We start from the raw sequence: 21,822 nt of genomic DNA, 5'->3' as shown, positions 1-21,822 counted from the left end.
CCCTCGGTTCTCGCGACCGAGGTCGCTGTACTCAGCAGGTCAATCAATCGAGCCAGTAGGTGAGTGCGCCGATGATCCCGTTGAGCATGCTGAACTTCCACACTAGTGGTCCTCGCGAGAGAATGCTGCGCGACGTCGTCGCCACGCTGACACGGCTCTGGCAGGCGACCAAGAACGGGACGACCTGGGGCGATCTCCTGGAGTACGCGGAAGTGTGCGCCATCCCGGGTTGGCACGACGACGCCACCCGCGTCCTGCTCACTGTGTTGGGCGAGGCATCAGCTCCCAAGGACGTCAACGACCTGACCTATCGGGCACCGGTCGCCCTGGCGACGACCATTCGCCGGTTCGGACCGGACAACGAACCGCAGGGCAAGCGCGTCTATCTGAAAGGCGACCTGCATGAGTCGAAGGACGCCGCCCTCAGCGCCCTTGACCTTTTCCTGAACGAAGTGGTGCACGGCTGGGCTGAGGATCCCCGGTTCGCCTGGCGCACTGTCCTGTACGAAATCTCGGACTCCGTGTACCACGAGCCGATCAACCGCCTGGTCATGACGAAGGTGGTCGATCACTACAAGCGCGACCCGGTGAGCGCGATCGAGGTGCTCACGTATGCGAACAGTTGGCGTGATTCGCTGGCTGCCGAGACGACCAAGCCGCCGGGGACGACCGTTTCGGCCCCTCTCGAGCGGGTTATCCCGACGGGCGTGCGGTTCGGCCCGCACCTTGACACCGACAACCACACGGAGACTTTCGACGCCGACCTCCAGGTGGCCGCGGATGTCCGCGATGTCTTCCTCGTGACCGCACCCGAGCAGGCCGCGCATCCACCCAAGGTGTGGCTTCCCCGACCTGACGGGGCGGGGGGACACACATTCGACGTGGCGACCGCAGCGGAGCGAGGAACGACGAAGCGGGTGCCAGTCAGGTTCCGGCCGCGGACAATGTTCGTGGGCGGGCAGCCCGTGGACATCGCCTCGGCCGACCTGCGGTTCACCTTTACACCACAGCGGTTCGTCAACGATCGGACCGGCGAGCTCATCATGATCGGGAACGTCGTCTTCGAGACGATGCGACCGTTCCGGGTGGACGTCGACCCGCAGTCGATGAGATGCGGGCCCATCGTCGACCGGGCCCTACTGAAGTTCAAGGTCGACATGCTGGCGCTCTCATCCGGAACCAGCGTCGCCGACGTGCGCTGGCGGTTCTCCTACAAGCTCAAAGACCAGTTCGGTGCCAAGGAAAAGAGCGCGACGGGACGGATCGCCATCAGGTGCCCGGACGGCAAGGTACTCGGCTACGACGGCAAGACCTCCCAGTACTTCGCCCTCTAGATATCGCGCAAGGCGAGGAAGGTACCCACAGCAGGTGGACACCTGAATCGTGCGTGGACCTCGGGCAGTGGCTCGAAGGCGTGCGTCGCGATCCAGTACCGCCGCGGACGGTTGAGCGGGCGGGCGAATCCCCGGAACCGATCCGCCGCGCGATGGTTACTCAGACGCGTCATGGCACGAGGTGTTCGGCTTCGTCGCCGTTCGCGACCGGGTCGAGCGGGAGGGCAGGACCGGTGTCGAGTTCACTTCCCGTGCCTTCGCCGGTGCCACAGTGAAGTCGCCTTAATCTGCGGTGATCGCTCCGGCCGGTCACCCTCGGCTCGGCGAACGCCCTGTGGCAAAGCGTATTCCGGCGTCTGTGGCGCGGTTGACCGGCACATGGCGGATCGTGGCGATGAGCGGATGGGACCGCGACGCCATCGACCTGGTGGAACCGGGGTTCATCGAGTTCGCCAGTGACGGGACCGGCCAGTTCGGTTTCATCACCGTTCGGGGTCGGCTGGACTTCCGACCGGCCGAGCGGGACGGCCTGCCCGGTGTCGAGTTCACCTGGGAAGGTGTCGACGAAGGCGACCAGGTCAGCGGACGTGGCTGGGCGGCGCGTGCCGACGACGAGACGATCTAGGGGCAGCTGTTCTTCCACCTGGGCGACGACTCAAGTTCCGGGCAGAACCCTTTACCGGCGCCGATGAACTGGACGGACAGTGAGCGAATACCAGTACTACGAATTCCTCGCCGTCGACAGCCGTCTCGATGTCACCGACGAGCGCCAGCCCGGCGAGCCGCGGGAGCTCACATTCGCCGCGACGCTGACCCGTCAGCAGCAAGACGCCATAAACGATCTACGCGACCATGATCTCGGTGTGCTGGTCGCACCGCCGGGTGCGGGCAAGACCGTGATGGCCTGCGCGGTCATCGCCACCCACGCGACCTCCCCGTATCGCCGCGACAAGCTCGACGATCTGATCGCCCTCCAGCTGGGCCCGGTCCGTCACACCATCACCCACTCCGCCCCACCAGGCAAGGACAGCACGCCCCAACTCGCATTCGAAAACACCACCGTCCGGCCCACGCCGGTGCTCCACGTGCACGACACCGCCTACCGCTACCTCAGTGACGCCGACCCCGTCAAGCCCGGCGGAATGGCGGCCATCTACCGCGATCTCCTCGCCGACGACGCCCGCCTCACCCAGGTCGTCGAGGACGTGATCGCCGCGCTGACACGGGGCCGGCACTGCCTGCCACTCGCCCGGTGGACAGCCCATGTCGAACGGTTCGCGACCGAGCTGCGGCAACGTGGCGTCGACCCAATCGTGCTGCGCGGCGGCATGAACGCCACCACCCGGCGCGATGCCCTCGCCCGACTCAACACTCCCGCCGGAGAGGCGCAGCTATTGGTCGTCGCCACCGGACCATTCGTCGGCGAAGGATTCGACTGCCCCATCCTGGACACCCTGTTTCTCGCCGCACCGATCGCGTTCAAGGGACGCCTGGTCCAGTACGCGGGCCGGATCCTCCGCGCGCACCCCGGCAAGACCACCGCAGAAATCCACGACTACCACGACGTCAACACCGGCGTCCTGGCATCGTCACTGGCCAAACGCGCACCCGGCTACACCAGTCTCGGCTTCACGGATCCCCGCCGCCGCAACAAATCGACCTGAACCTGAGAGCCACCGTCAGCGCACTGGAATGGCGATCTACCGCACTCTTCTGCTGCCGTCGCGAGTTCGCGATGTGGTGATCGATTTACGGCCATGCACGAGTCTGCAAGGCAACCAGCACCTCAAGAACACCTTCGGGGAGTCGAAGCCGGAAACAGCCTCCTAACAGCAAAACTCGTAGGTCGGAACACTAAAATCGAATTTCCCGTGGACCTTGAACTTTCTTATCACAAACACCCGACCACGCTGGATCAGTTACCGAACGCACCCTGGGGGTCTGGGGGCTGGGCCCCCAGAAGCAATGGCGAAACGCAAAAGGCCCGCACCCTTGCGGGCACGAGCCTCCGATGCGTGGACCTTGGGGGGAGCATATTACAACACAAAATCCCAGGTAGAAGCCCTGGAGGCCCTGCTCCGGAAGCTGCCGGACCCCGGCAAACCGATTCACACACCGCCCGTCGACCGCTCCAAGCCACGGCGGGCACGCCGACTCGGCACCGACCAAGTTCAGGAACTCATCGCCGGCTATCAGGCTGGAGCGACGGTGTACGAGCTGGGTGCCCGATTCGGCATCGAACGGCGGACTGTGAGCGCCGTCCTCCGTCGGCATGGCGTGCCGATACGTCACCGCAGCCTCGCCATCGATCAGGTCGACACTGCCATCCATCTTTACGCGCTCGGCTGGTCACTCGCACGGGTCGGCGAACACTTGGGCGTCGACCCGACCACCGTCCTGAACGGCCTTCGGAGACGTGGCGTCCGCACACGGACGACCTCGGTCTTGACATACTGGGGATTCTCCGGCGCACCGTCAAACGGTGGTACTTCGAAGCGATCCCACCGAGTTCAGTACGCTGACACCCATGGCAAGGGCTCCGAAGTTCAGCGCCCGGATGACCGGTCGATGGCGGATCGTGGCGATGAGTGGCTGGGACCGCGACGCGATCGACCTGGTCGAGCCGGGTTACGTCAAGTTCGCCCGGAACGGGACCGGCCAGTTCGGTTTCATCGCCGTCCAGGGTTGGCTGGACTGCCGCCCGGTCGAGCGGGACGGCCGCCCCGGCGTGGAGTTCACCTGGGAAAGTTCCGACGAGGGCGATCAGGTCAGCGGACGCGGCTGGGCGGTCCTGGTCGACGACGACATGATCGAGGGCCATCTGTTCTTCCACCTGGGCGACGACTCGAGTTTCCGGGCGAAGCCGTTCACCGATGCCGACGAACGGGACGGGCAGTGAGCGAGTACCAGTACTACGAGTTCCTGGCGATCGACCGGCCGCTGGACGATGACGAGCAGGCCGAAGTCCGATCATTGTCCACCCGGGCGAGGATCACCTCGTCCAGCTTCGTGAACGAATATCACTGGGGCGACTTCAAAGGTGACCCGCGCAGCCTGATCGAGCACTACTACGACGCGCACCTGTATGTCGCGAACTGGGGTACCCACCGGGTGATGCTTCGGCTGCCGTGCGATCTGCTCGATCCCGATGTCGTCGAGGACTACTGCGTCGGCGACGAGGCGAGCGCCTGGCTTACGGACGAGTTCATCGTGCTCGACTTCACCAGCGAGGACCACGCCGGCGAGTTCGACTTCGACTACGACCCCGAGACCCTGTTGTCAGCGATCGTCGGAGTTCGCACCGAACTCGCCGCCGGTGACCTGCGGCCGCTCTATCTCGCATGGCTGGCGGCCTACGGCGTATGGGAGCGCGACGAGGACGTTTTCGACCGCGACGCCGACGACGATCTCGAACCACCGGTTCCGCCCGGGCTGGGCAGACTCACTGCCGCGCAGCGGGCGCTGGCCGACTTTCTCCGCCTCGACGACGACCTCCTCACAACCGCGGCCCAGGCTTCTCCACCGCTGGAGGAGACCGCCGACAATCCCGGTGACCTCGCCGCTTGGGTGACCCATCTGCCGGTCAGCGAGAAGAACCGGCTCCTCGTGCGGGTCCTGTCGGGAGAGACCACGAGGGTGCGGATGGACCTGCTGCACCGCTTCCGCGGCGAGGCCGCTCCGGCTATCCCCACCCCAGCCCGCCGGACCGTGGCCGACCTGCTCGACGCGGCGGCCCGCCTGCGGGCTGACCGCGAGCGTCGCCTGGCCCTGCAGCGTGTCGAAGACGAGGCACGCCAGGAGCAAGCGTTCGCCCCGGCTCGCGACCGACGACTCGACAAGCTGGCCAAGGACGAAGACACCGCGTGGTCACGCGTCGACACACTGCTCGCCACTCGCAAACCTGCCGACTACGACGCCGCTGTCACACTGCTTACCGACCTCCAAGCGCTCGCCGAACGCGAGGATCACGACGACGCATTCACCTCGCGCACCCTCGCGCTGCGGCAAGCACACGCGCGCAAACCGAGCCTCATCGAACGCTTCAACCGAGCCGGCATCTGACCATTCGCTCTACGGTGGGTTCCGTGGAAGACGATCTCCAGGCAGCGAAGGCGGCGGGGCTCGCCGAGGAACTCGCGGAGCTCCGTGCCTTGACAACGCAGTTGCGTACGGAGAACGCGCGGTTGCTGCGGCTTCTGGAGCTGACGCCGAAACAAGCCTCTCCGCCCGGCCCGGTGCAGACCGGCTTCTTCGAAGCGCACCCCGGCCCGGTCGACCGGCGATCCAGCCCGGAAGTCAAAGTCGACTTCTTCGCCGCCCTGTTCGCCGCGCGCACCGACATCTACGCCACGCGATGGGAGAACACGCGCAGTGGCAAAGCGGGTTGGTTGCCAGCGGTGCGCGGCGGGTGGCGCAAGGGCGTCCAGCACGAGGACCGCGACTATTTGCCGCTGAGCAAGGAGGTGCTGCGCACGCATCTGACCGGTGACGTGCATGTCGGGCTGTATCCGCTGCTGGACGGCGACCTGTGCTGGTGGCTGGCGGCCGACTTCGACGGCCCGATGGCGATGCTGGACGCCCTGGCCTACCTGAAGGCAGCCAGGGCGTGGTCGGTGCCAGCAGCGCTGGAGGTCTCGCGCTCGGGGGTAGGCGCCCATGCGTGGGTTTTCTTGGCTACACCCGTTCCCGCAGAGACAGCTCGCCGACTTGGTACCGCCCTGTTGCGGGAGGCGATGGCGGTGCGTGGTCGCATGGACCTGGCCAGCTACGACCGGCTCTTCCCGTCGCAGGACGTGCTGCCCTCGGGTGGCGTGGGGAATCTGATCGCCGCACCTCTGCACGGCAAGGCCCGCGCACACGGCGCGACGGTGTTCCTCGATCTGGCGACGATGGAACCACACAATGACCAGTGGGCGTACCTGTCCTCGCTCGGCCGAATGAGCCCTGCCGAGGTCAATCGGGTCGCGCGCCGCGCCGGCGGAGTCACTGTCGGCGCCGGCATCGACAAGATCGATGCTGCGGTCTCGACTCGAATCCGTGCCACCGCGGCACCCATCGTGCACGCCCGGGTCGGCTCGGGAATCCACCTGGAATCTGGCGAGTTGACACCGGCGTTGCACGCGACGCTGAAGCATGCGGCATCGATGAAGAATCCAGCATTCTACGAGCGCCAGCGACTCCGGATGTCCACATGGGACACACCGCGGTTCCTGCGCAGTTACGACGAAACTCTCGATGGCGGGCTCATCCTGCCCCGGGGGTTGCACGACGTGGTGGCCTCGCTGGTCGAGCAGGCGGGCAGCCGTCTCGATGTCACCGACGAACGGCAGACCGGCGAGGCGCGAGAGTTCACATTCGCCGCGACGCTGACCCGTCAGCAGCAAGACGCCATAAACGATCTACGCGACCATGATCTCGGTGTGCTGGTCGCACCGCCGGGTGCGGGCAAGACCGTGATGGCCTGCGCGGTCATCGCCACCCACGCGACCTCCACGCTCGTGCTGGTCGACCGCAAGACCCTGGCCGACCAATGGCGCACCCGCATCAGCGAAATGCTGGACGTCAAAGCCGGGCAACTCGGCGGCGGTCGCCGCAAAACTGGCGGCGTGATCGATGTCGTCATGCTGCAAACCTTGGCTCGCAAGAGCGACATCGAGAAGCTCACCAGCGGCTACGGGCTGGTTGTCGTCGACGAGTGCCACCACATCCCCGCCGCCGCGTTCGAGCACGCCGTCAAGCAGATCCCGGCCCGCCGCTGGCTCGGACTCACCGCCACCCCGTACCGACGCGACAAGCTCGACGACTTGATAGCCCTCCAGTTGGGCCCGGTCCGGCACACCATTGTCCACTCCGCCCGCCCCGGCGACGACAGCACACCCCAACTCGAATTGGACACGACCGCGCAACGCCCGATGCCCGTGCTTCACGTGCACGACACCGCCTACCGCTATGCCGGTGATGCCGACCCGATCAAGCCCGGCGGGATGGCGGCGATCTACCGCGATCTCGTGGCCGACGACACCCGCCTCACCCAGGTCGTCGACGACGTGGTCGCTGCGCTGGAGCGGGGTCGGCACTGCCTGCTGCTCACCCAGTGGACCACCCACGTCGAACGGTTCGCCGACGAGCTCAGGCGACGTTCGCTCGACGTGATCGTGCTGCGCGGCGGCATGACCACGACCGCCCGCCGCGACGCCCTCGCCCGCCTCCGACCCGCGGAAGGAATACCCCTACTGGTCGTGGCCACTGGACCATTCGTCGGCGAAGGATTCGATTGCCCCGCACTGGACACGCTCTTCCTCGCCGCACCGATCGCGTTCAAGGGACGCCTGGTCCAGTACGCGGGCCGGATCCTCCGCGCGCACGCCGGCAAGGCCACTGCCGAAGTCCACGACTACCACGACATCAACACCGGCGTCCTGGCCTCGTCACTGGCCAAACGCGCACCCGGCTACGTCAGCCTCGGCTTCCCCGACCCCCGCCGAGCAGCAATACGTTGAGCAGGAGCGGCAAGCTACAGACAGGCGCATGCGCAATGCTGACCACGAGCACCACGTCCGGCCAGCTGATCTTGACCAGACGACCAGGCGACAACCCGCCCCGTCCACGGGGATACACACGATTGAGTGGCGATACCAAGCCAAGTGCTGGTTCATAGCCAAAGGTGGGGTATTGGACGGCAAGCCAGATTCGAAGCAGGGTCGTCGCGGGGTTCAACGTCGCGTGGATTCAACACAGCTCCGTGTTCGTGGTGTCCGTCATGACCCGCCCGATGCCAAGAAGATCGCGAAGGCACTCGTCGAACTCGCGCGAGAACAGATGGCTGACAAGCCAGGTCACCGTCACGATCCCCACGCGATTAGTGGCGAGAGTTCACCCCTGCCGTCTCTGCCCGCCAACCGGCCCAAGCCACGGCGGGCGCGACAGCTCGATCAAGACCAAGTCCAGATGCTGGTACACGGCTACGCCGCGGGCGCGACGACCTACGAACTGGGTACCCGGTTCGGCATCGAACGACGGACGGTCAGCAACATCCTCAATCGACACGACGTACCGATGCGCCGCCGCGGCCTCTCCCCCGACCAGGTCGACACCGCCATCCATCTCTACAACATCGGCTGGTCACTTGTGCGAGTCGGCGCGCGCCTGGGCGTCGACCACGCCACCGTGCTGACCAAACTCCGGGAACGCGGCGTCCCCACCCGCGACGCCCACGGACGACCACGATCTTGAACCTATTTACTTCACGCTCGTCGTGAGGGAAGCCATCTCATGCCGCCTTTGCCCTTGGCGTAGGCGGCTGGCAAGAGCCGGGCGAGTCCGCCGGTGATATTCGCGGCGGTATCTTCGCCGGGTGCCTTCCGATCTTTCCAGCGTCGCCAGTGCCTGTCCTGTGGTGGAGGCGGCTGTTCGCCTGGCCGGGTGGGTGGGCAAGGACGGCATACCCGTCACAGCGGGTCGGTCGCTTCGGCCCGCCGATGTGGTCGATGCCGCGCGGGCGCTGGGCGTATCAGCGCGGACGAAGGTCCGACGGGCCGCCGACGTGCCCGAGGTCCACCGGCCGTGGCTTATGGCGGTCGCCGCGGGCCTGGTCGTTGTCGCGGACAACCGGGCGGTCCGGGGAGGCCGCCTGGACGACCCGCAAGCCGCCTGGTGGGCGGGATTGCAGGCGCTGCTTGTCACCGAGGCCGCCGACACTTTCGGCGTCGATCCCCGCATCACCGCCCTCGTGACACTGACCGTGGTGGCCAGTGAGCAACTGCGTGAAGGGTGGACCTTGCAGCACCGCGTCGAAGGCATCATGCACGATCGCGCCGACTGGGACAGTCACGCAGACCCTCAGCGTCACGGCCGTGTCCACCCGGCCGAGGCCGCCTTGGCCGTACTGCGCCTGTTCGGCGCCATCGAGGGAACGCGGCTGACGCCACTGGGCGTTTGGGCCGGCTCAGAGTTGCGGCGGGTGGTGCCGCCGCAGGTCACCCCCGAACTGCCGGCGAAAGATCTGCTTGGCCTGCTGGCCGGGACCGATGAGGTCGACGCCTGGAACCGGGCCACTCACTGGTTCGGCGAGCGCACGAGCGCCCAGATCGTCGCCGAGTTGGCCCAGTGCGCAGCCGAAGCGACCCCCGCCCAGCGAGTAATGGCGATCGGCCTGATCAGCGCATTGGGAGACGATGCGGTGGCCGCGTTGCGCACCTTCGAACGATCCCCGAACCTCGCCGCTCATGTCCGGGTCGTGGCCCACCAGCACGAGCAGGCGCCGGAACCCCGTACCGAGGACCTGGTTTGGCTGGCCACCGAGTACGCCCACGCCGACCTCTCCTGCCACGATGTCGCCACGGCGCGCTACATCGCGACGGACTTTCTGGACGCCGCCGGGATCGACCTGGCGGCCGACGGGATCGAACGGATCACCGGCAGCGGACACCCAGACGCGACCATGGTCGCCGAGGCTCTCACCGCCGTGGCCAGATCGGCCGTGCCGGTTCACCAACTCAAGATCTCACTCGCCGGGCATGGCTGGCGCAGGGTGCTGATCGCGGAGAACGCCACGCTGGCGCAGCTCCACCGCGTGATCATCGCATTGTTCGGTTGGGACAACGACCACCTGCATGTGTTCACGGTAGGGCGCCGCAGCTACTCCGATCCCTTCTACGATCTCGAGGAGACGGTGTCCGAGGACACGATCGGGTTGCACCAGGCACTACCTCAGCCCAAAGCGACGATGTCCTACACCTATGACCTGGGTGCGACCTGGCGCCACCAAATCGTGCTGGAAAAGGTCCTGGACGATCACCCGCTATCGCACCCGGAATGCCTCATCGGCCAGGGTGATCACCCGATCGAGTACTACGACCCGGACGACCCGACGGATCCAGTGCCCTTCGACGTCACAGCCGTCAACAAGACACTTAATGAGCTGGGCACGAAGGGTTACTGAGGCATGCGCTCACGCGACGAAGAGTCACTGGTGGATGTCGCCGACGCGCCCGATGCCCAACAACTGTGGCGGCTGCTGGTGACCGCAACCGGTGGGCGTGAGCAGGCACCGTCAGTGGCGATCGACACCTTCCGGCGCCTGCACGACGCGGGACAGCCGGAACCGGTCGACTCGGCGCTGTTGCTGTGCACGGACTGGCGGTGGCGGCGCACCAGCGCCCGCGTACTGACCGGCATCCTGGCCTCAGGGATCCTCGACGACGAACAGCAGGACCAGCTTGCCGAAGATTTGCTATGGCCCGACAAGGCGCAATACGTGTATCCGCTCGGCTGGCTCGGCAGCAGCTTCGTCGAGATCGAACTCCGCTCGAGGTCGGGGTCGCGCGCGCCGCGACAGCCCACCGTCCATGCCGATCCGAAGACTCCAGCGACCGCCGAGCGCAACGTTTGGCCACCGTTGCGCTCGTGGGCCGCGGAGCGAGTTCTCGCCCGGCACCGGGCGACCCCCACGGACGTAGTGGCTCGTGCCCGTGAGCTACCGGCCCGAGATGGCGCGGCCGTGGTAACGGGTGCGGTGCACGCCGCGGACGAACTGGATCTGGCACAAGCACGCGCGGTGGTGGACGCCGCCCTACGGTGGGGCCACAAGACGCCACGCAAGGCGGCGCTGGAACAACTGACCACATGGGGCGAGCACGATCGCGCGCACGCCTTGGCCGCCGACGATCCCGACGCCGCCATCCGAGCCTGGGGCCAAAAACCCAGCACGGAGGCCGCCACCCAGAGCAGCCTGTTCGACTGACAGCCTTGTTGTACCCGCATCGCTCGCCGTGCCACCGGCGACATGCATGGGGCCCGGCATCCAAGCATCGACGTTTCTCGTGTGGATGAGAAGATGTGTCATGGACCTGACGGCGGCGAACTCGGAACTGATCGGGCAGGTGCGTGGGTTCGTCCATTGGGTGGGCGCGGGTCGCAAACTCACCCAGACAGGGCGCATCACCCGGACAGACGCTCGAACATTGGTACCGGCGCTGGGCACCGACGACGTGATCGACCCGACGATCGGCGATCGCGTGTTCCGGACCACATCGAGCCAGGAACTGCTCCACCTGACCCTCATCGTGGAATGGGCCAAGTCGGCGCGGCTTGTCCGCAAGACAGGCAACCGGCTGGTGCCGGTGAAGAAGAACGCTGCACTGCTCGATGACGCGCCGGGGCTGTGGCTCGCGCTGTTCACCGTGTTCGATCAGCTGGGCGACGCATTCCTGCCCACCGGCATCGGCGAATCGCTGATGCGCCTGGAGTTCGCCACCGGCATCCGCTCCGTGCTGATCTCGTTGCACCGCGCCGAGGATGCCGTCGCCACGGCGAGCCTCTGTGCGACGGCCTGGGATACCGTGACCGCGCCATACGTCCTGGACCACGTCACCGAGACCCAACTCACGCACTGGCGCGCCTACAACGACCGCGACATGGATCGGGCACTCAACGTCCTGTGCCGGTTGGGCGCGGTGATGATCGACGATGGGGCGGTCGAGCTGACCGAACTCGGCCGGAGCGGTATCAGCCTGCTGCTGGGCGAGCCAGCGCCCGGCGACCCCATCTACCAGGTCAACGTCACCCTACTGGAGATGGAGAATCCACCGGTGTGGCGGCGAGTACTGGTTCCGGCCACCATCCGGCTCGACCGCCTGCACGAGATCATCCAAGCCGCGATGGGCTGGCAGAACGCACACCTGCACGCCTTCATCGACGGACAGACCTACTACGGCGTTCCCGACCCCGAGCTACCGCACCACGACGAGCGCAAAACAAGGTTGAACGAACTCGTGAAGCCAGGCGACCACCTCCAGTACACCTACGACTTCGGCGATGACTGGGAACACGACATCACCATCGAGGAAGCGACCGTCGCCAAGCCCGGTACGAGTTACCCCCTGTGCGTCGCCGGCCAGGGCGCCTGCCCACCGGAGGACGCCGGGGGCTGGCCGGGCTATACCCGGTTGGTCCAGATCCTCACCGATCCCGGTCATGAGGGACACCAGGACATGCTCGACTGGCTCGGCCTGGACAACCGCGACCAGTTCGACCCCACTCGCTTCGCCCCCGATGACGCCAACCAGCGGCTGTCCGCCGTGTCGCACACCGGTCCCATCGTCTCGCGACGCTGAAGCAGCTCGCCGTCGGCTCAGTTGCCGCCCCTGTTCGCGGCAGGCTTCGGCGGTAGCCAGTGGGTGCGGTACGCCCGCTCGATGTTCGGGTTCCCTGACTCGGAGAACCGCAGTCGCCTGCGATCCCTGGTCCAGCTGACGTAAACCGTTTCGCTCGGTCGTAGTCCCGCGCTCTGGGCCCAAGGCCGAAAGGCCAGCATCGCCGCACTGATCTTGGGCAGGCTGGCGACCATCACCTGCTCCAGGTACGGCACACGCCCGCGCCGCCATTCCTCAACCGTCTTAGGCCGAACCCATCCGATGCCCAATACCACATCGATCGCGGTGGCGTAGCCGTTCCTGGTGATCGCGGCGCTGCCAGCGGCGACGATATCGCGCAGCAGCTTCGCTTGATTCTGAGGATTCATCGAGATCCTCGGGCGTCCAAGCTCGACCAGATCGCCTGGCGTGCCCACGTCGAACGGTCGGTCAATTCCAGCGCGAGCGCCACCACCTCACCGTGCGACAGCGCGGCAAGACGATCGACGAGCTCGGAATCGTCGCCAAGGAACGCCGACGCCACGGCCACCATATGCGCGCACAGTTCGGTGGCACGGCCGTCCGGGCGCGGGCATTCGCCGGTCAATGGCCGACCCGCGTGGTGGAACACGAGTTCCCCTGCCCCGATCCCCTCGCCTGGCAACGAGCCCCAAAAGCGAATACTCGTCCCAGTCAACGTCCTCGACGTGCATAACGAGCCCCTGACCACGCGTCAGCGCTTCGGGCGTCGTGGCGCCGTGCACGTCACGGCGAGTGAAATCCGGTGCGAACAAGACCAGTTTCCTTTCGGCATTGCGTCCGACGGCTGTGCCCGAGCACGGATCACAGTCGCTCGACTACGGCAGTTCTCACGCTGTCATCGGGAGGGCTTGCCGAGTAGCGCCTCGAACTCGGCCAGACCCTCCACGCCCAGAACATCGACGTACTCTTCCAGCACGTCCAGATAGGGCTCCCCTGCCGCATCCCCGACCAGTTTCGCCAACCGTGCTGCCAACTCAAGCAGCATGGGATCGTGCACCTGACACAGCCGCAGATGAACGTCAGCCAGAGCGGACCCAACCTCCCGCGGCTCGGTTTCGAAGATCTCCCACGCGTCATTCAGGTAACCTGACAGCGCGGCCCACACAGCAATGGCCTCCACGACTACGGCCAGAAACTCGTTCGTGGACGGTTGGACCGCGAGTAGCCGTAGCTCTGTGACCATCCTTCTGCCAGCATTGACGATGTCATGCAGATCCCACCGGCGGCGTTGGCTCGGAATATCAGCCGCAGCCCGTCGAGCCACCAGACCGATCAACACATGAGGGGCGAGCTCCGCGGCGATCTCAGCGAACCGTCTCTCGTCGGGATCACCACTGTGGCCCCGCGACGAGATTGATGAGAACGTGAACTCGATCTCCAGCGCCTTCAACGCGACCGCGACCGCAGGCCCGCACAAACGACCGGGGACTCAGTCAACGCAGTCACACTCCCCGGTCAGCACGCCATCGATCACCCCGACCCACACCCGGAGGAGCCCGCCATCGGGATCGGTAACCACTGCACGCGCACCGCCGTCCTCGGCGTCAAGGTCACGAATCCACTTCCGCGCAAGGCATTTCTGCGCCCACTCGGACAGGTCAGGCTCGACGGATGCCAACAGTGTCTCAGAATCAAGTCGGACAGCCACGCGAACATCCAACCGCACGCAGCGCGCCGCTGGGTGCTGCGAGTGGCCACAAGCCGACACCTGAGGTGAGTTAGAATCCCCTAAATCGCACTCTGGCCTGGCGTTCTGTCGAACGCCAGGCCAGATGCTAGAGCCACGAAGAGCCAAAGCTGCAGGTCAACAGCAATTATAACCCTTAAGTGGGCCTAACGTGGCACAACCCGAACACCCAAGTGCTCGCCGAAGGTCCTGAGCTGACGATCCAGCCACCCACCCTCCGCCACTCCGGGCCAACAGACAGTACCCATCGTTTCCGGCTCGACGACGCCCAGACCCAGCAGCTCATCGCCAGCTACCAGGCCGGCTCCACGGTCTACCAACTCGCCGACCAGTTCGACATCGAACGCCGCACCGTCAGCGCGATCCTCCACCGCCACGAAGTGCCCATGAGACGGCGCGGCCTCACCGACAACCAGATCGACGACGCCAAGCGCCTCTACCAGCAAGGCTGGTCACTCGCCCGCATCGGCAACCACATGAACGTCACCGCCGACACCGTCCGCGCACGGCTCCTCGAACGCGACGTCATCATGCGCGACACCCAAGGACGCCCCCGGACCGAGACATCCACCGCAGCAGGTGAGTCTCGATGACCAAGTCCATCGTCGAGGCATCGGCCCGACCAGATCCGGACACCGCACCCGTCGTACAGACCGTCACCGTCATCATGGGCATCGTCGTCGGCCTCACCTTCCTCTTCGGCTTCGGCAACGTCCTCAACCTCGCACTCCGACTCGGCATCCCCACCTGGGTCGCACCACTCGTCGCACCCGCCGTCGACCTATCCATCCTCGGCCTACTGCTCGGCACCCGACACCTCGCCCTGCACGGCGCCACACCGGAGCAACTCCGACCAGCCCGCCGACTACTCATCTTCGCCAGTCTCACCACCCTCGCCCTCAACATCGCCGACCCACTCATCACCAGCGCCTACGGCAAGGCCGCGTTCGACGCCGTCGGCCCACTCCTGCTCATCGGCTGGGCTGAAGTCGGCCCCGGACTGCTACAGGCCATCAGCACCATCAGCCCCCAACTGAAGGAGACAATCCACGCAAACTCCAACGGCACCGATGCCAACACGGACGCCACCAGCGCAAACACCGTCGTGCCCAGGCCGAGCGAAGGACCGGCCAGCGATACCACCAGCCGACCAGTAGCCATCACGCCCAACGGCGACCTGCTTGACCGCGCTCGGCACGAAGACGCCCGCCACTGGACCCTCCACCAGCGGCCCATCTCGGCCGAGACGCTCCGGAAGAAACTGCGCATCAGCGCGACGCGCTCGCGGGAGCTCGTCTCGGTCGTCCGAGCAGAACAGTCCAGTGATCGAACCGCGGCCGCGGTGGCAGCTGGTCAATCCGCTTCCGGATGACCAGGTGTCATTCCGCTGTGCCCGCGGAGGCCCGTCGTCCATTCAACGATCAAGGTAGCCAATGCGTTGACCGCCTGCTCGTACTGCTCAGCAGTCATCGGCACCGTCTCGACGCGCTCAACCACGCAGTCCCTCCGACTGCGCCTGACACCGGAATCGTCACTCATACCGCAGATCGTGAGCCGCCAGCACAACATCGGCCAGCACTGACAGATCACCCGCCTGAGCTACCCGCTGCCTGAGATCAAGACCCCCAGTCACCCGATTCGCGTGCTGGCAGAATCCGGTTCGTCATGCAGCCGAACTGCGTGAACGTCGGTAGCACCGACAGAGGGCCTTCCGCCCGCAGCCGGTGGACAGATGCCTGAAGCAGACAGAGCCAGGGAGAAGACGGGAGTCTCGTGTCGGTTCGTCGGCGGTTCTGGGGCAACATTGTGATCACGACTGTTGGAGTCGCGTCGGTCGCTGGCTACGTGATGCTGTCTCTCGTAATTAACTCCCAACCGTCCACGTCTGTGAATCCCGGGTGGGTGGCGTTGCTGCAGCCGGGGAACCCGTTAGGTTCCGGAGAGATCCTTCTGCGAGTCGAGCCCGCAGTGCCCGGCGCACCCGGCGACCACCCTGCCGCGAGCTATTCCGTTCTAGCGTGCGGGGATAAGCCGTTCCGCGGAGTCCTCCTCCTTGGCGGCCAAGCCCGAGTCGAGGCTCCGATCGTCCGCGACCAGCACATGATCACGAACGCCGACCGAGTACCCACCGCGCCGCACGTGACCACGATTCCCGACCTTACGCTCGGACTTGCCGACACGATCTGGCGTCTCGGCCCCGTCCAGGAGATCCCAATCGTCATAGATCAACCCACGCCCTGCCTGGAACCCGCAGGCGCTGACAAGCCGTTCGGGAGTGGAACCGGCACGACGGTCATCGGCTCCCTGCAAGGCTCCATCCAGCGAACTGGCAGCTTCTGGGGAATCGACGGACCCCACACGAGCCAGGTATGGCCGCTCGTCGGCGAATTCCCCACCTCGCTGCCGGGTATCGCTGGCCTCTTCACTGGAATCAGCGGCCTGCAGGGCACGTGGTCCGTTCCCGCTGTGCTGCACAAGCAGATCAGCGGCGGAAGCCTAACCGCACGAGCAACCGTCGATGTTGCGATCCCACCTTTATCCGACACCAGCAAGGTCGTTTGGGACAGCGCCACGCCAATCCGCGCAACTGCGCGCGTCACCAACATCGACGATATGGAGCAGTGGCAGAGCTGGCTCGTCGGAAGCGGTGTCTTCCTCGGCATTGGAGCTTCGCTGCTGGCCAGCCTCTTGTTCGAATGGCTACGACGTGCACGCGAGGCGAGCACCACTGGCCTCATGACCACCACGGATCTCAATACAGATGTCGGGGAAACCGAGCCACCCAGCCACGAACCCCTACCGACATCGGCACCCCGGCGCGCGACCACCCTTGTGACCATCGGCATTCTCACTATTGTCGCCTATGTCCTCGGACGAACACGCCGCTGAACCAGCTGGCTTCCCGCTCGCTCGCAGGCCGATCATGAGGCCTGCCGAACGTCGATGAGGTGCACGCGTTGCACGTCCCGCGCATGAAGATGGTGGGCTAGCTGCTCTTCGTACGTGGTCACGACCACCTGCCGAAGCGGTCCCTCCCCGCTGGTCGCACGGGAGAGTACGTTCGCCACGCGTCGGCGGACCTCCGGATCGAGATGCTCAAGCGGCTCGTCGAACCAGCAGAAGTCCGCCCCCGTGGCCATCTGGGCAGCCAGCAGCCGGACGATGATGGCTGCTCCCATGCTCTCTCCAGTGCTGAACGCATCGAAAGGCAGTTCATAACCGCTGATCGATCTGGTGATGTCGCCATTCGCAGAGGTGCGCAGGTCACCGCGGGTCGGAAACAGGGCTTTCCAGCGCTGGTTCACCTCATTGGCCAGCGGACGGACAGTCTCTTCAAGCAGCTCGTCGCGGGTGGCTTCGGTCGCCTGCAGGGCGACGGTCAAAGTCGCTTCCTGACGGAACAGCGCTTCCAGCCTCCGCATCGCGTCGTCGGCCTCCCGCGCCTGAGCGAGATCCGTCTCCAGCCGGGACTGCTCGGTTCGCGCATCGACCAGGGCGTCGAGTGCCACCCGGGACATCTCATCCAGCTCGGCGGAAGCAGTAGCGTCACCATCACCGTCTGCGGACTGTGGCCGATTTCCAGGACGACGCAGCCGCCTCCACCGAGCCCGGATTTCAGTCAAGCTTTCTCGCCGAGCGACGATGTCTTCTTCGATGTCGCACCGTTGCCTGATGACATCTCGGACTACTTCAACGTCTTGCTCGTTCGTCTGATGGGCCGATGCGATCGTCGATTCGTCGACCGGGCGCCGGCACACCGGGCAGTCGTCGTGAACTGTGCCGAGGCGCTGGTCATTCCGCTTCAACGCAGCTTCCCGTTCACGGGCGACAGCGATCTCGACCCGAACAGCCTCCAGCTGTCGATCCAGATCGGTCAAGCGCTCGTCAAGCACGCTCTCGGCGTCCTCGACGCCGACGTCGCGACCAATCGCCTGCGCGATCGACCGAGTCAGGTTTGTCGCTGCCTCAACCCAAGCGGTCTGTTCCCCCTCCCAGGTCCGCAACGCGGCTTCAGCACGTTCACGTTCGTGCGCTCGATCAAGCCTTTCTCGCACAGTCTGGTGCTCCGCGCTGGCAGCTGAGACATCCACTGCAGCGCGATCAGTCGCTGCCTTCAGATCATCGAGCCGCTTGGCAGTGACCGAGTTCTCACCCTTGATCTGCTTGATGCCGTTCTGAACCTGCTTGCGAAGCACAGTGAGCCGTTCCACGGCCGCACTGAGCGCGTCGATTCCGTAGTAGCGACCGAGGTGATCGGCGAAGTCGAGCTTTGCCGCACCGCTCTGCTGTCCCCTGACCTCCGGCACCGTCAAATTGGCCAAGAAGGTCGGCTCGGTTTGGTAGATCTCACCCAGCTGACGTTCAAGCTGCTCCTGCGTCAGAGCCTCGCCATCGAGCCACACCATCGGCTCGGACGTTGCACCCTGCTGCTTTTTATAGAGGATTCGCTCAACTGTCAGGGTTCGCCTGTCGGGAAGGTCGAGTTCGACAGCTGCAGTGGCTGAGGCAGCACCGACACGGATCGCAGCGTGACCGTCGCGAGCTATCTTGCCGAACAGCGCCCAGCGCAAAGCCTCCATCAGCGAAGACTTGCCGATTCCATTGGAGGCGACGACAAAGGTTGTCCCAGGTCCAAACGGGATGGTGACGTCCTCGTAGCTGCGCCAGTTGGTCAGCGTTAGTTTCTTGATCACCGGAGATCCTCCTCCAGCCCGAGTTCGTCCAACGCCTCGTCAGCCGGATGGTTGTTGACGACCGCGTCGACGAATCGCGCCACCTGTTCGGCCAAGCCGGCCGGAACCGCTTGCCATGCCGCCTTCTTCGCTGCCTGATGAGCGCGCCGGCCCTGTTCTCTGACCGCCTCGATGGCTGCCTCGGCATGTGCTGAGACGACTCGGCGCAGGTCCCAACCGTCCTTACGGTCGACGAGCTGTTCTGTCAGGTCCCACACCGTTGTCGCTCCGTCGAAGTGCTTGGCGAGTGTGTCGACGAGATGATGCCCCTCGAACACCGCTTGCGGTCCAATATCTGCACCGTGAGGAAGCCCAATCGCCTGACGCAGTGAGGAGCTGGTGAAGAGCGACGTCAGCCAATTCATTCCGGGAATGGTGACGGCAACTGCTTCCACGTCGTTCTCGTGTTGGATCATTTTCTTGCACGCCTCGACGATCTCACTCGTCTCGTACGGCCCGCCCTCGATCATCACGATGAGCACGGCGGTGTCCAGGCAGCTGACCTTCAGAACGGCGCGAGCCGACGCTCCATCGTTCAACGCAGACGAGTATTCGTCGACAGTTCGACACTGCACGCCGTCCACGCGCTCGATGAGAAGCTCCGTGGCCCCGTCAAGCCTGCTGGGAGACTTCTCGGCGAATTGTCGCTCGCCTGCCAGTTGAACCTCGGCGGACGTGATTTCGGCCCAGGCATCGGGCGTGAGCTCGCTGAGGAAGTCTCGGAGTGCTTGTCGGTATTCGATCCGGCGGTCGCTGTCGTCCTCGATCGGCGGCCCAACTGGCACGCCACTCGGCCGCCGGCCTTCCCTGACAGCGGTCATGACCTCGTTGACCTCCTTGTGCAGGTCGAGATCTCCGATCCTGTTGATGAAGGCGCCGAGGTCGATGTGGGTCCGGAGCGCGACCATGGCCGCGAGTTTGGTGGCGAGCGGGGTGGCATCCGCCCCGACCAAGACCGATTCGTCGTCGGCCAGCTCGATGTCGAGGACCAATGGGACGACATCGGCGATGCCGTCGTCGAAGACCCTTCGAGTCCATACCAGCAACGCCTCGTCTCGACCAACCCGCCACACTTCGCCCGGTTGGGGATCTCCGTCTCGCTCGGCTCGGATGAGCTCTCCCAGGCCGTCCGGAAGTGGCGACGACGCGGCCAAGACGCGTTGCAGGCTGTCGTTGTCCGGTGGCTCGAAACCCAGGTCACGGCTGATGCGTGCAAGTCGAACACGGCAGGCGACGCAGTTATGGATGTGGTCGAGTATGGCGGCAGCTCGTTCGGGATCCCGCGCCGCGATCCCGAGTTCGCCGGATGTGGGATGGACGTTTGCGGCCATGTCGTTTCTCCCCGGATAGTTGGACGCATCAGTCATCAGACGTCGCACCGTTCGCCGGTGTCCACTTCCGGATCCACTCTCCGCAGAGGTAGGCCAGGCGGGCAACCACCGCATCGATGTCGTCTTCGCCGTCGAGGTCGCACCGCAGTCGGTCGAACAGCCGCTCACGCAGCAGAGCCGCCTGCGATTTGCCTACATCGAGCTGTTGCGCCAGAGCGCGCACCGTGGCCTGTGGGTCGGCGGCGAGGATGATCCGCTCTCGGTCGGAGAGGGTGTTGAAGAGGTCGGCGGCGTGAAGTTCCGCGACGGCCGAGGTGCCCGAATCACCTTCCACCAGCGCACGCTCGGACACGTACTCCTCGATGTCCATGGTTGTCGCGAGCGCGGTCCGGCGGTGATCCAGACGCGAGGTGAGCACGCGGGCAAGATCGTCGGTGTCCAGGCTCCCTTCCGCCGCGGTGAGCACACGAGTCATCAGCAGCACGAACGATGGCCGGTCAGCCAGCGGAGCGTCCCGCCGGTCACTCGACCATTTGGGGACGTTGATCTTAGTCCCGGCGATCGCGGCGGTCAGGGCCCCGGGCGAGACCGTGCTCGGCTGGGACTCGCCACCAGCGAGCGTCCACCGATTGGATTTGCCAGGCACCTGCTCGAACTCGGCCTCGTCCCGGAGGATCTCCTTCACCCGCAGGATGAGCTTGCCGAAGTCGGTCTGCCGGGAGAGGTCTCGCAGGAAGTTGTGGACGGCGGCGTCCAGCAGGCGTTCGAACGATCGGTCGTCCACCGACCGGATGGCGATGTCCCGGAGCCGGCGAGCGCCCCGTTCACCTTCGAGGAAGCCGTGCGCGATCTCGATCCCCGCGCTCTCGTCCCACCTCTGCGAACCTCGCGGCGGCGGAAATCCGTGCCCGACCGCGACCAACCGCACTGTCCGGTACAGGAGCTCAGCTCCCTCCCGCCCGAGCCAGCCGGTGCCCAGGAGCTCCTCGCGCGCCGTCATGAGTAGAACCTCTCAATTACCTGAGCCAGGTACGGTTCGGGCAGCACGCCCAGCAGCTCGACGTTCTCCGGCCTCCAGAGCTGCTGCTCGACCGAGACCAGGACGGAGAACGTGCCGTCGCGGTTGAGATTCAACGACTTGTCGGCGGGATGCTTGATCCCCCGTTCGTGCTTCGACGTCCTGGTGACGATGCGAATCGGGCTCTTCGATGCCTGGCTCGGCGGCACGCAGACGACCACGGCGGGCCGGGCGGCAGCCTTGTCCTGGCCGTAGATCAAGGTGTTGACCCGGTAGAGCTGTCCCGCCTCCGGCAGGAACGGCTCACCCCGCTCGCCCGTCAGTCGGGCCAGCAGGGCATGCGGCCGTCGTTGGTCTCGCGCCATGTCTCCGGTGGTCCTCCTCAGCGGGACCAGCCGGAAGCCAGCCCTTTCCTTTCCAGGCCCCCAAACGTCGCATCGCGCCGCCCTGTCCGGTCACCGTCCGCATCGAACGGTAGCCGTTCGGCCCCGATGTCGCCGCCGGGACAGCGGCACGCGGTGCGACGTCGCGACTGGTTGAAGCGG

Annotated in this window: 21 protein-coding genes; 13 read left to right on the top strand and 8 right to left on the bottom strand. The window is 65.5% G+C overall.

What is annotated here, in order from left to right; all coding sequences use genetic code 11:
• Positions 1 to 59: 59 nt before the first annotated feature.
• The 10 genes from QMK34_RS26070 to QMK34_RS26025 all read left to right on the top strand — a co-directional run bounded on the left by QMK34_RS26070 (position 60) and on the right by QMK34_RS26025 (position 12,448).
• A complete protein-coding gene (locus tag QMK34_RS26070; protein ID WP_326417018.1) occupies positions 60 to 1,334 on the top strand; it encodes a hypothetical protein in 1,275 nt (424 codons plus the stop codon).
• Positions 1,335 to 1,728: 394 nt separating this feature from the next.
• On the top strand, positions 1,729 to 1,959 hold the full coding sequence (locus tag QMK34_RS26065) for a hypothetical protein (protein ID WP_326417016.1): 231 nt from the start codon (positions 1,729 to 1,731) through the stop codon (positions 1,957 to 1,959).
• Positions 1,960 to 2,038: 79 nt separating this feature from the next.
• Complete coding sequence (locus QMK34_RS26060) at positions 2,039 to 2,998, top strand: DEAD/DEAH box helicase (RefSeq protein WP_326417015.1); 960 nt, start codon at positions 2,039 to 2,041, stop codon at positions 2,996 to 2,998.
• Between the two features lie 863 nt (positions 2,999 to 3,861).
• The gene (locus tag QMK34_RS26055; RefSeq protein WP_326417014.1) at positions 3,862 to 4,233 is read left to right on the top strand and encodes a hypothetical protein; all 372 of its coding nucleotides are present in this window, start codon (positions 3,862 to 3,864) and stop codon (positions 4,231 to 4,233) included.
• Positions 4,230 to 5,396 carry a hypothetical protein gene (locus QMK34_RS26050; RefSeq protein ID WP_326417013.1) on the top strand — a complete coding sequence of 389 codons (1,167 nt, stop codon included), beginning with the start codon at positions 4,230 to 4,232 and terminating at the stop codon, positions 5,394 to 5,396. The genes QMK34_RS26055 and QMK34_RS26050 overlap by 4 nt, the downstream gene beginning before the upstream one ends.
• Positions 5,397 to 5,419: 23 nt before the next feature.
• Positions 5,420 to 7,834 (top strand): TOTE conflict system archaeo-eukaryotic primase domain-containing protein, encoded by a 2,415-nt coding sequence (locus QMK34_RS26045; RefSeq protein ID WP_326417012.1) that lies wholly within the window; start codon positions 5,420 to 5,422, stop codon positions 7,832 to 7,834.
• 448 nt (positions 7,835 to 8,282) lie between these two features.
• A complete protein-coding gene (locus tag QMK34_RS26040; RefSeq protein WP_326417043.1) occupies positions 8,283 to 8,567 on the top strand; it encodes a helix-turn-helix domain-containing protein in 285 nt (94 codons plus the stop codon).
• A 121-nt stretch (positions 8,568 to 8,688) separates the two neighbouring features.
• Complete coding sequence (locus QMK34_RS26035) at positions 8,689 to 10,275, top strand: plasmid pRiA4b ORF-3 family protein (protein WP_326417011.1); 1,587 nt, start codon at positions 8,689 to 8,691, stop codon at positions 10,273 to 10,275.
• Between the two features lie 3 nt (positions 10,276 to 10,278).
• The gene (locus QMK34_RS26030; RefSeq protein ID WP_326417010.1) at positions 10,279 to 11,076 is read left to right on the top strand and encodes a hypothetical protein; all 798 of its coding nucleotides are present in this window, start codon (positions 10,279 to 10,281) and stop codon (positions 11,074 to 11,076) included.
• Between the two features lie 100 nt (positions 11,077 to 11,176).
• Positions 11,177 to 12,448 (top strand): plasmid pRiA4b ORF-3 family protein, encoded by a 1,272-nt coding sequence (locus tag QMK34_RS26025; protein ID WP_326417009.1) that lies wholly within the window; start codon positions 11,177 to 11,179, stop codon positions 12,446 to 12,448.
• A 17-nt stretch (positions 12,449 to 12,465) separates the two neighbouring features.
• Here the strand turns inward: QMK34_RS26025 and QMK34_RS26020 are convergent, their stop codons facing one another.
• From QMK34_RS26020 to QMK34_RS26010, 3 genes are all read right to left on the bottom strand, one after another.
• Positions 12,466 to 12,903: a hypothetical protein gene (locus QMK34_RS26020; RefSeq protein ID WP_326417008.1), complete on the bottom strand. Its 438-nt coding sequence runs from the start codon at positions 12,901 to 12,903 to the stop codon at positions 12,466 to 12,468.
• Positions 12,852 to 13,097 carry a hypothetical protein gene (locus QMK34_RS26015; RefSeq protein ID WP_326417007.1) on the bottom strand — a complete coding sequence of 82 codons (246 nt, stop codon included), beginning with the start codon at positions 13,095 to 13,097 and terminating at the stop codon, positions 12,852 to 12,854. The genes QMK34_RS26020 and QMK34_RS26015 overlap by 52 nt, the downstream gene beginning before the upstream one ends.
• Before the next feature lie 246 nt (positions 13,098 to 13,343).
• Complete coding sequence (locus QMK34_RS26010; protein WP_326417006.1) at positions 13,344 to 13,898, bottom strand: hypothetical protein; 555 nt, start codon at positions 13,896 to 13,898, stop codon at positions 13,344 to 13,346.
• A 437-nt stretch (positions 13,899 to 14,335) separates the two neighbouring features.
• Here QMK34_RS26010 and QMK34_RS26005 point away from each other — a divergent pair, with 437 nt between their 5' ends.
• Together QMK34_RS26005 and QMK34_RS26000 are read left to right on the top strand one after the other, a co-directional pair.
• Positions 14,336 to 14,788 (top strand): helix-turn-helix domain containing protein, encoded by a 453-nt coding sequence (locus QMK34_RS26005; RefSeq protein WP_326417005.1) that lies wholly within the window; start codon positions 14,336 to 14,338, stop codon positions 14,786 to 14,788.
• Positions 14,785 to 15,567, top strand: coding sequence for a hypothetical protein (locus tag QMK34_RS26000; RefSeq protein ID WP_326417004.1), 783 nt, complete (start codon positions 14,785 to 14,787; stop codon positions 15,565 to 15,567). The genes QMK34_RS26005 and QMK34_RS26000 overlap by 4 nt, the downstream gene beginning before the upstream one ends.
• Here QMK34_RS26000 and QMK34_RS25995 read toward each other — a convergent pair.
• Entirely contained in the window at positions 15,549 to 15,734 is a 186-nt protein-coding gene (locus QMK34_RS25995; protein ID WP_326417003.1) for a hypothetical protein, read from the bottom strand. The genes QMK34_RS26000 and QMK34_RS25995 overlap by 19 nt on opposite strands.
• A 561-nt stretch (positions 15,735 to 16,295) precedes the next feature.
• Here QMK34_RS25995 and QMK34_RS25990 point away from each other — a divergent pair.
• Positions 16,296 to 17,084 carry a hypothetical protein gene (locus QMK34_RS25990; protein WP_326417001.1) on the top strand — a complete coding sequence of 263 codons (789 nt, stop codon included), beginning with the start codon at positions 16,296 to 16,298 and terminating at the stop codon, positions 17,082 to 17,084.
• Between the two features lie 32 nt (positions 17,085 to 17,116).
• On the opposite strand, the gene QMK34_RS25985 is transcribed toward QMK34_RS25990, so the two are convergent.
• From QMK34_RS25985 to QMK34_RS25970, 4 genes are read right to left on the bottom strand one after another with little or no spacing between them, the layout of a single operon-like run.
• The gene (locus tag QMK34_RS25985) at positions 17,117 to 18,889 is read right to left on the bottom strand and encodes an AAA family ATPase (RefSeq protein WP_326417000.1); all 1,773 of its coding nucleotides are present in this window, start codon (positions 18,887 to 18,889) and stop codon (positions 17,117 to 17,119) included.
• On the bottom strand, positions 18,886 to 20,295 hold the full coding sequence (locus QMK34_RS25980) for a hypothetical protein (protein ID WP_326416999.1): 1,410 nt from the start codon (positions 20,293 to 20,295) through the stop codon (positions 18,886 to 18,888). Before QMK34_RS25980 ends, QMK34_RS25985 begins: the two co-directional genes overlap by 4 nt.
• On the bottom strand, positions 20,288 to 21,259 hold the full coding sequence (locus QMK34_RS25975) for a hypothetical protein (protein ID WP_326416997.1): 972 nt from the start codon (positions 21,257 to 21,259) through the stop codon (positions 20,288 to 20,290). The genes QMK34_RS25980 and QMK34_RS25975 overlap by 8 nt, the downstream gene beginning before the upstream one ends.
• Positions 21,256 to 21,642, bottom strand: a complete 387-nt coding sequence (locus QMK34_RS25970) for a hypothetical protein (protein WP_326416996.1) — start codon at positions 21,640 to 21,642, stop codon at positions 21,256 to 21,258. The genes QMK34_RS25975 and QMK34_RS25970 overlap by 4 nt, the downstream gene beginning before the upstream one ends.
• Positions 21,643 to 21,822 lie beyond the last annotated feature (180 nt).

The sequence above is a fragment of the Amycolatopsis sp. H20-H5 genome (assembly GCF_035828755.1).
Classification (GTDB): domain Bacteria; phylum Actinomycetota; class Actinomycetes; order Mycobacteriales; family Pseudonocardiaceae; genus Amycolatopsis.
This window is presented reverse-complemented; position numbering and strand designations above follow the sequence as displayed.

Bases quoted from the DNA above. Each gene is read 5' to 3' on its own strand.
- QMK34_RS26030 (WP_326417010.1), top strand. From the start codon at position 10,279: ATGCGCTCACGCGACGAAGAGTCACTGGTGGATGTCGCCGACGCGCCC.
- QMK34_RS26000 (WP_326417004.1), top strand. From the start codon at position 14,785: ATGACCAAGTCCATCGTCGAGGCATCGGCCCGACCAGATCCGGACACC.
- QMK34_RS25995 (WP_326417003.1), bottom strand. From the start codon at position 15,734: ATGAGTGACGATTCCGGTGTCAGGCGCAGTCGGAGGGACTGCGTGGTT.
- QMK34_RS25975 (WP_326416997.1), bottom strand. From the start codon at position 21,259: ATGACGGCGCGCGAGGAGCTCCTGGGCACCGGCTGGCTCGGGCGGGAG.
- QMK34_RS26065 (WP_326417016.1), top strand. From the start codon at position 1,729: ATGAGCGGATGGGACCGCGACGCCATCGACCTGGTGGAACCGGGGTTC.
- QMK34_RS25970 (WP_326416996.1), bottom strand. From the start codon at position 21,642: ATGGCGCGAGACCAACGACGGCCGCATGCCCTGCTGGCCCGACTGACG.
- QMK34_RS26025 (WP_326417009.1), top strand. From the start codon at position 11,177: ATGGACCTGACGGCGGCGAACTCGGAACTGATCGGGCAGGTGCGTGGG.
- QMK34_RS25980 (WP_326416999.1), bottom strand. From the start codon at position 20,295: ATGACTGATGCGTCCAACTATCCGGGGAGAAACGACATGGCCGCAAAC.
- QMK34_RS26055 (WP_326417014.1), top strand. From the start codon at position 3,862: ATGGCAAGGGCTCCGAAGTTCAGCGCCCGGATGACCGGTCGATGGCGG.
- QMK34_RS25990 (WP_326417001.1), top strand. From the start codon at position 16,296: ATGATCACGAACGCCGACCGAGTACCCACCGCGCCGCACGTGACCACG.
- QMK34_RS26040 (WP_326417043.1), top strand. From the start codon at position 8,283: ATGCTGGTACACGGCTACGCCGCGGGCGCGACGACCTACGAACTGGGT.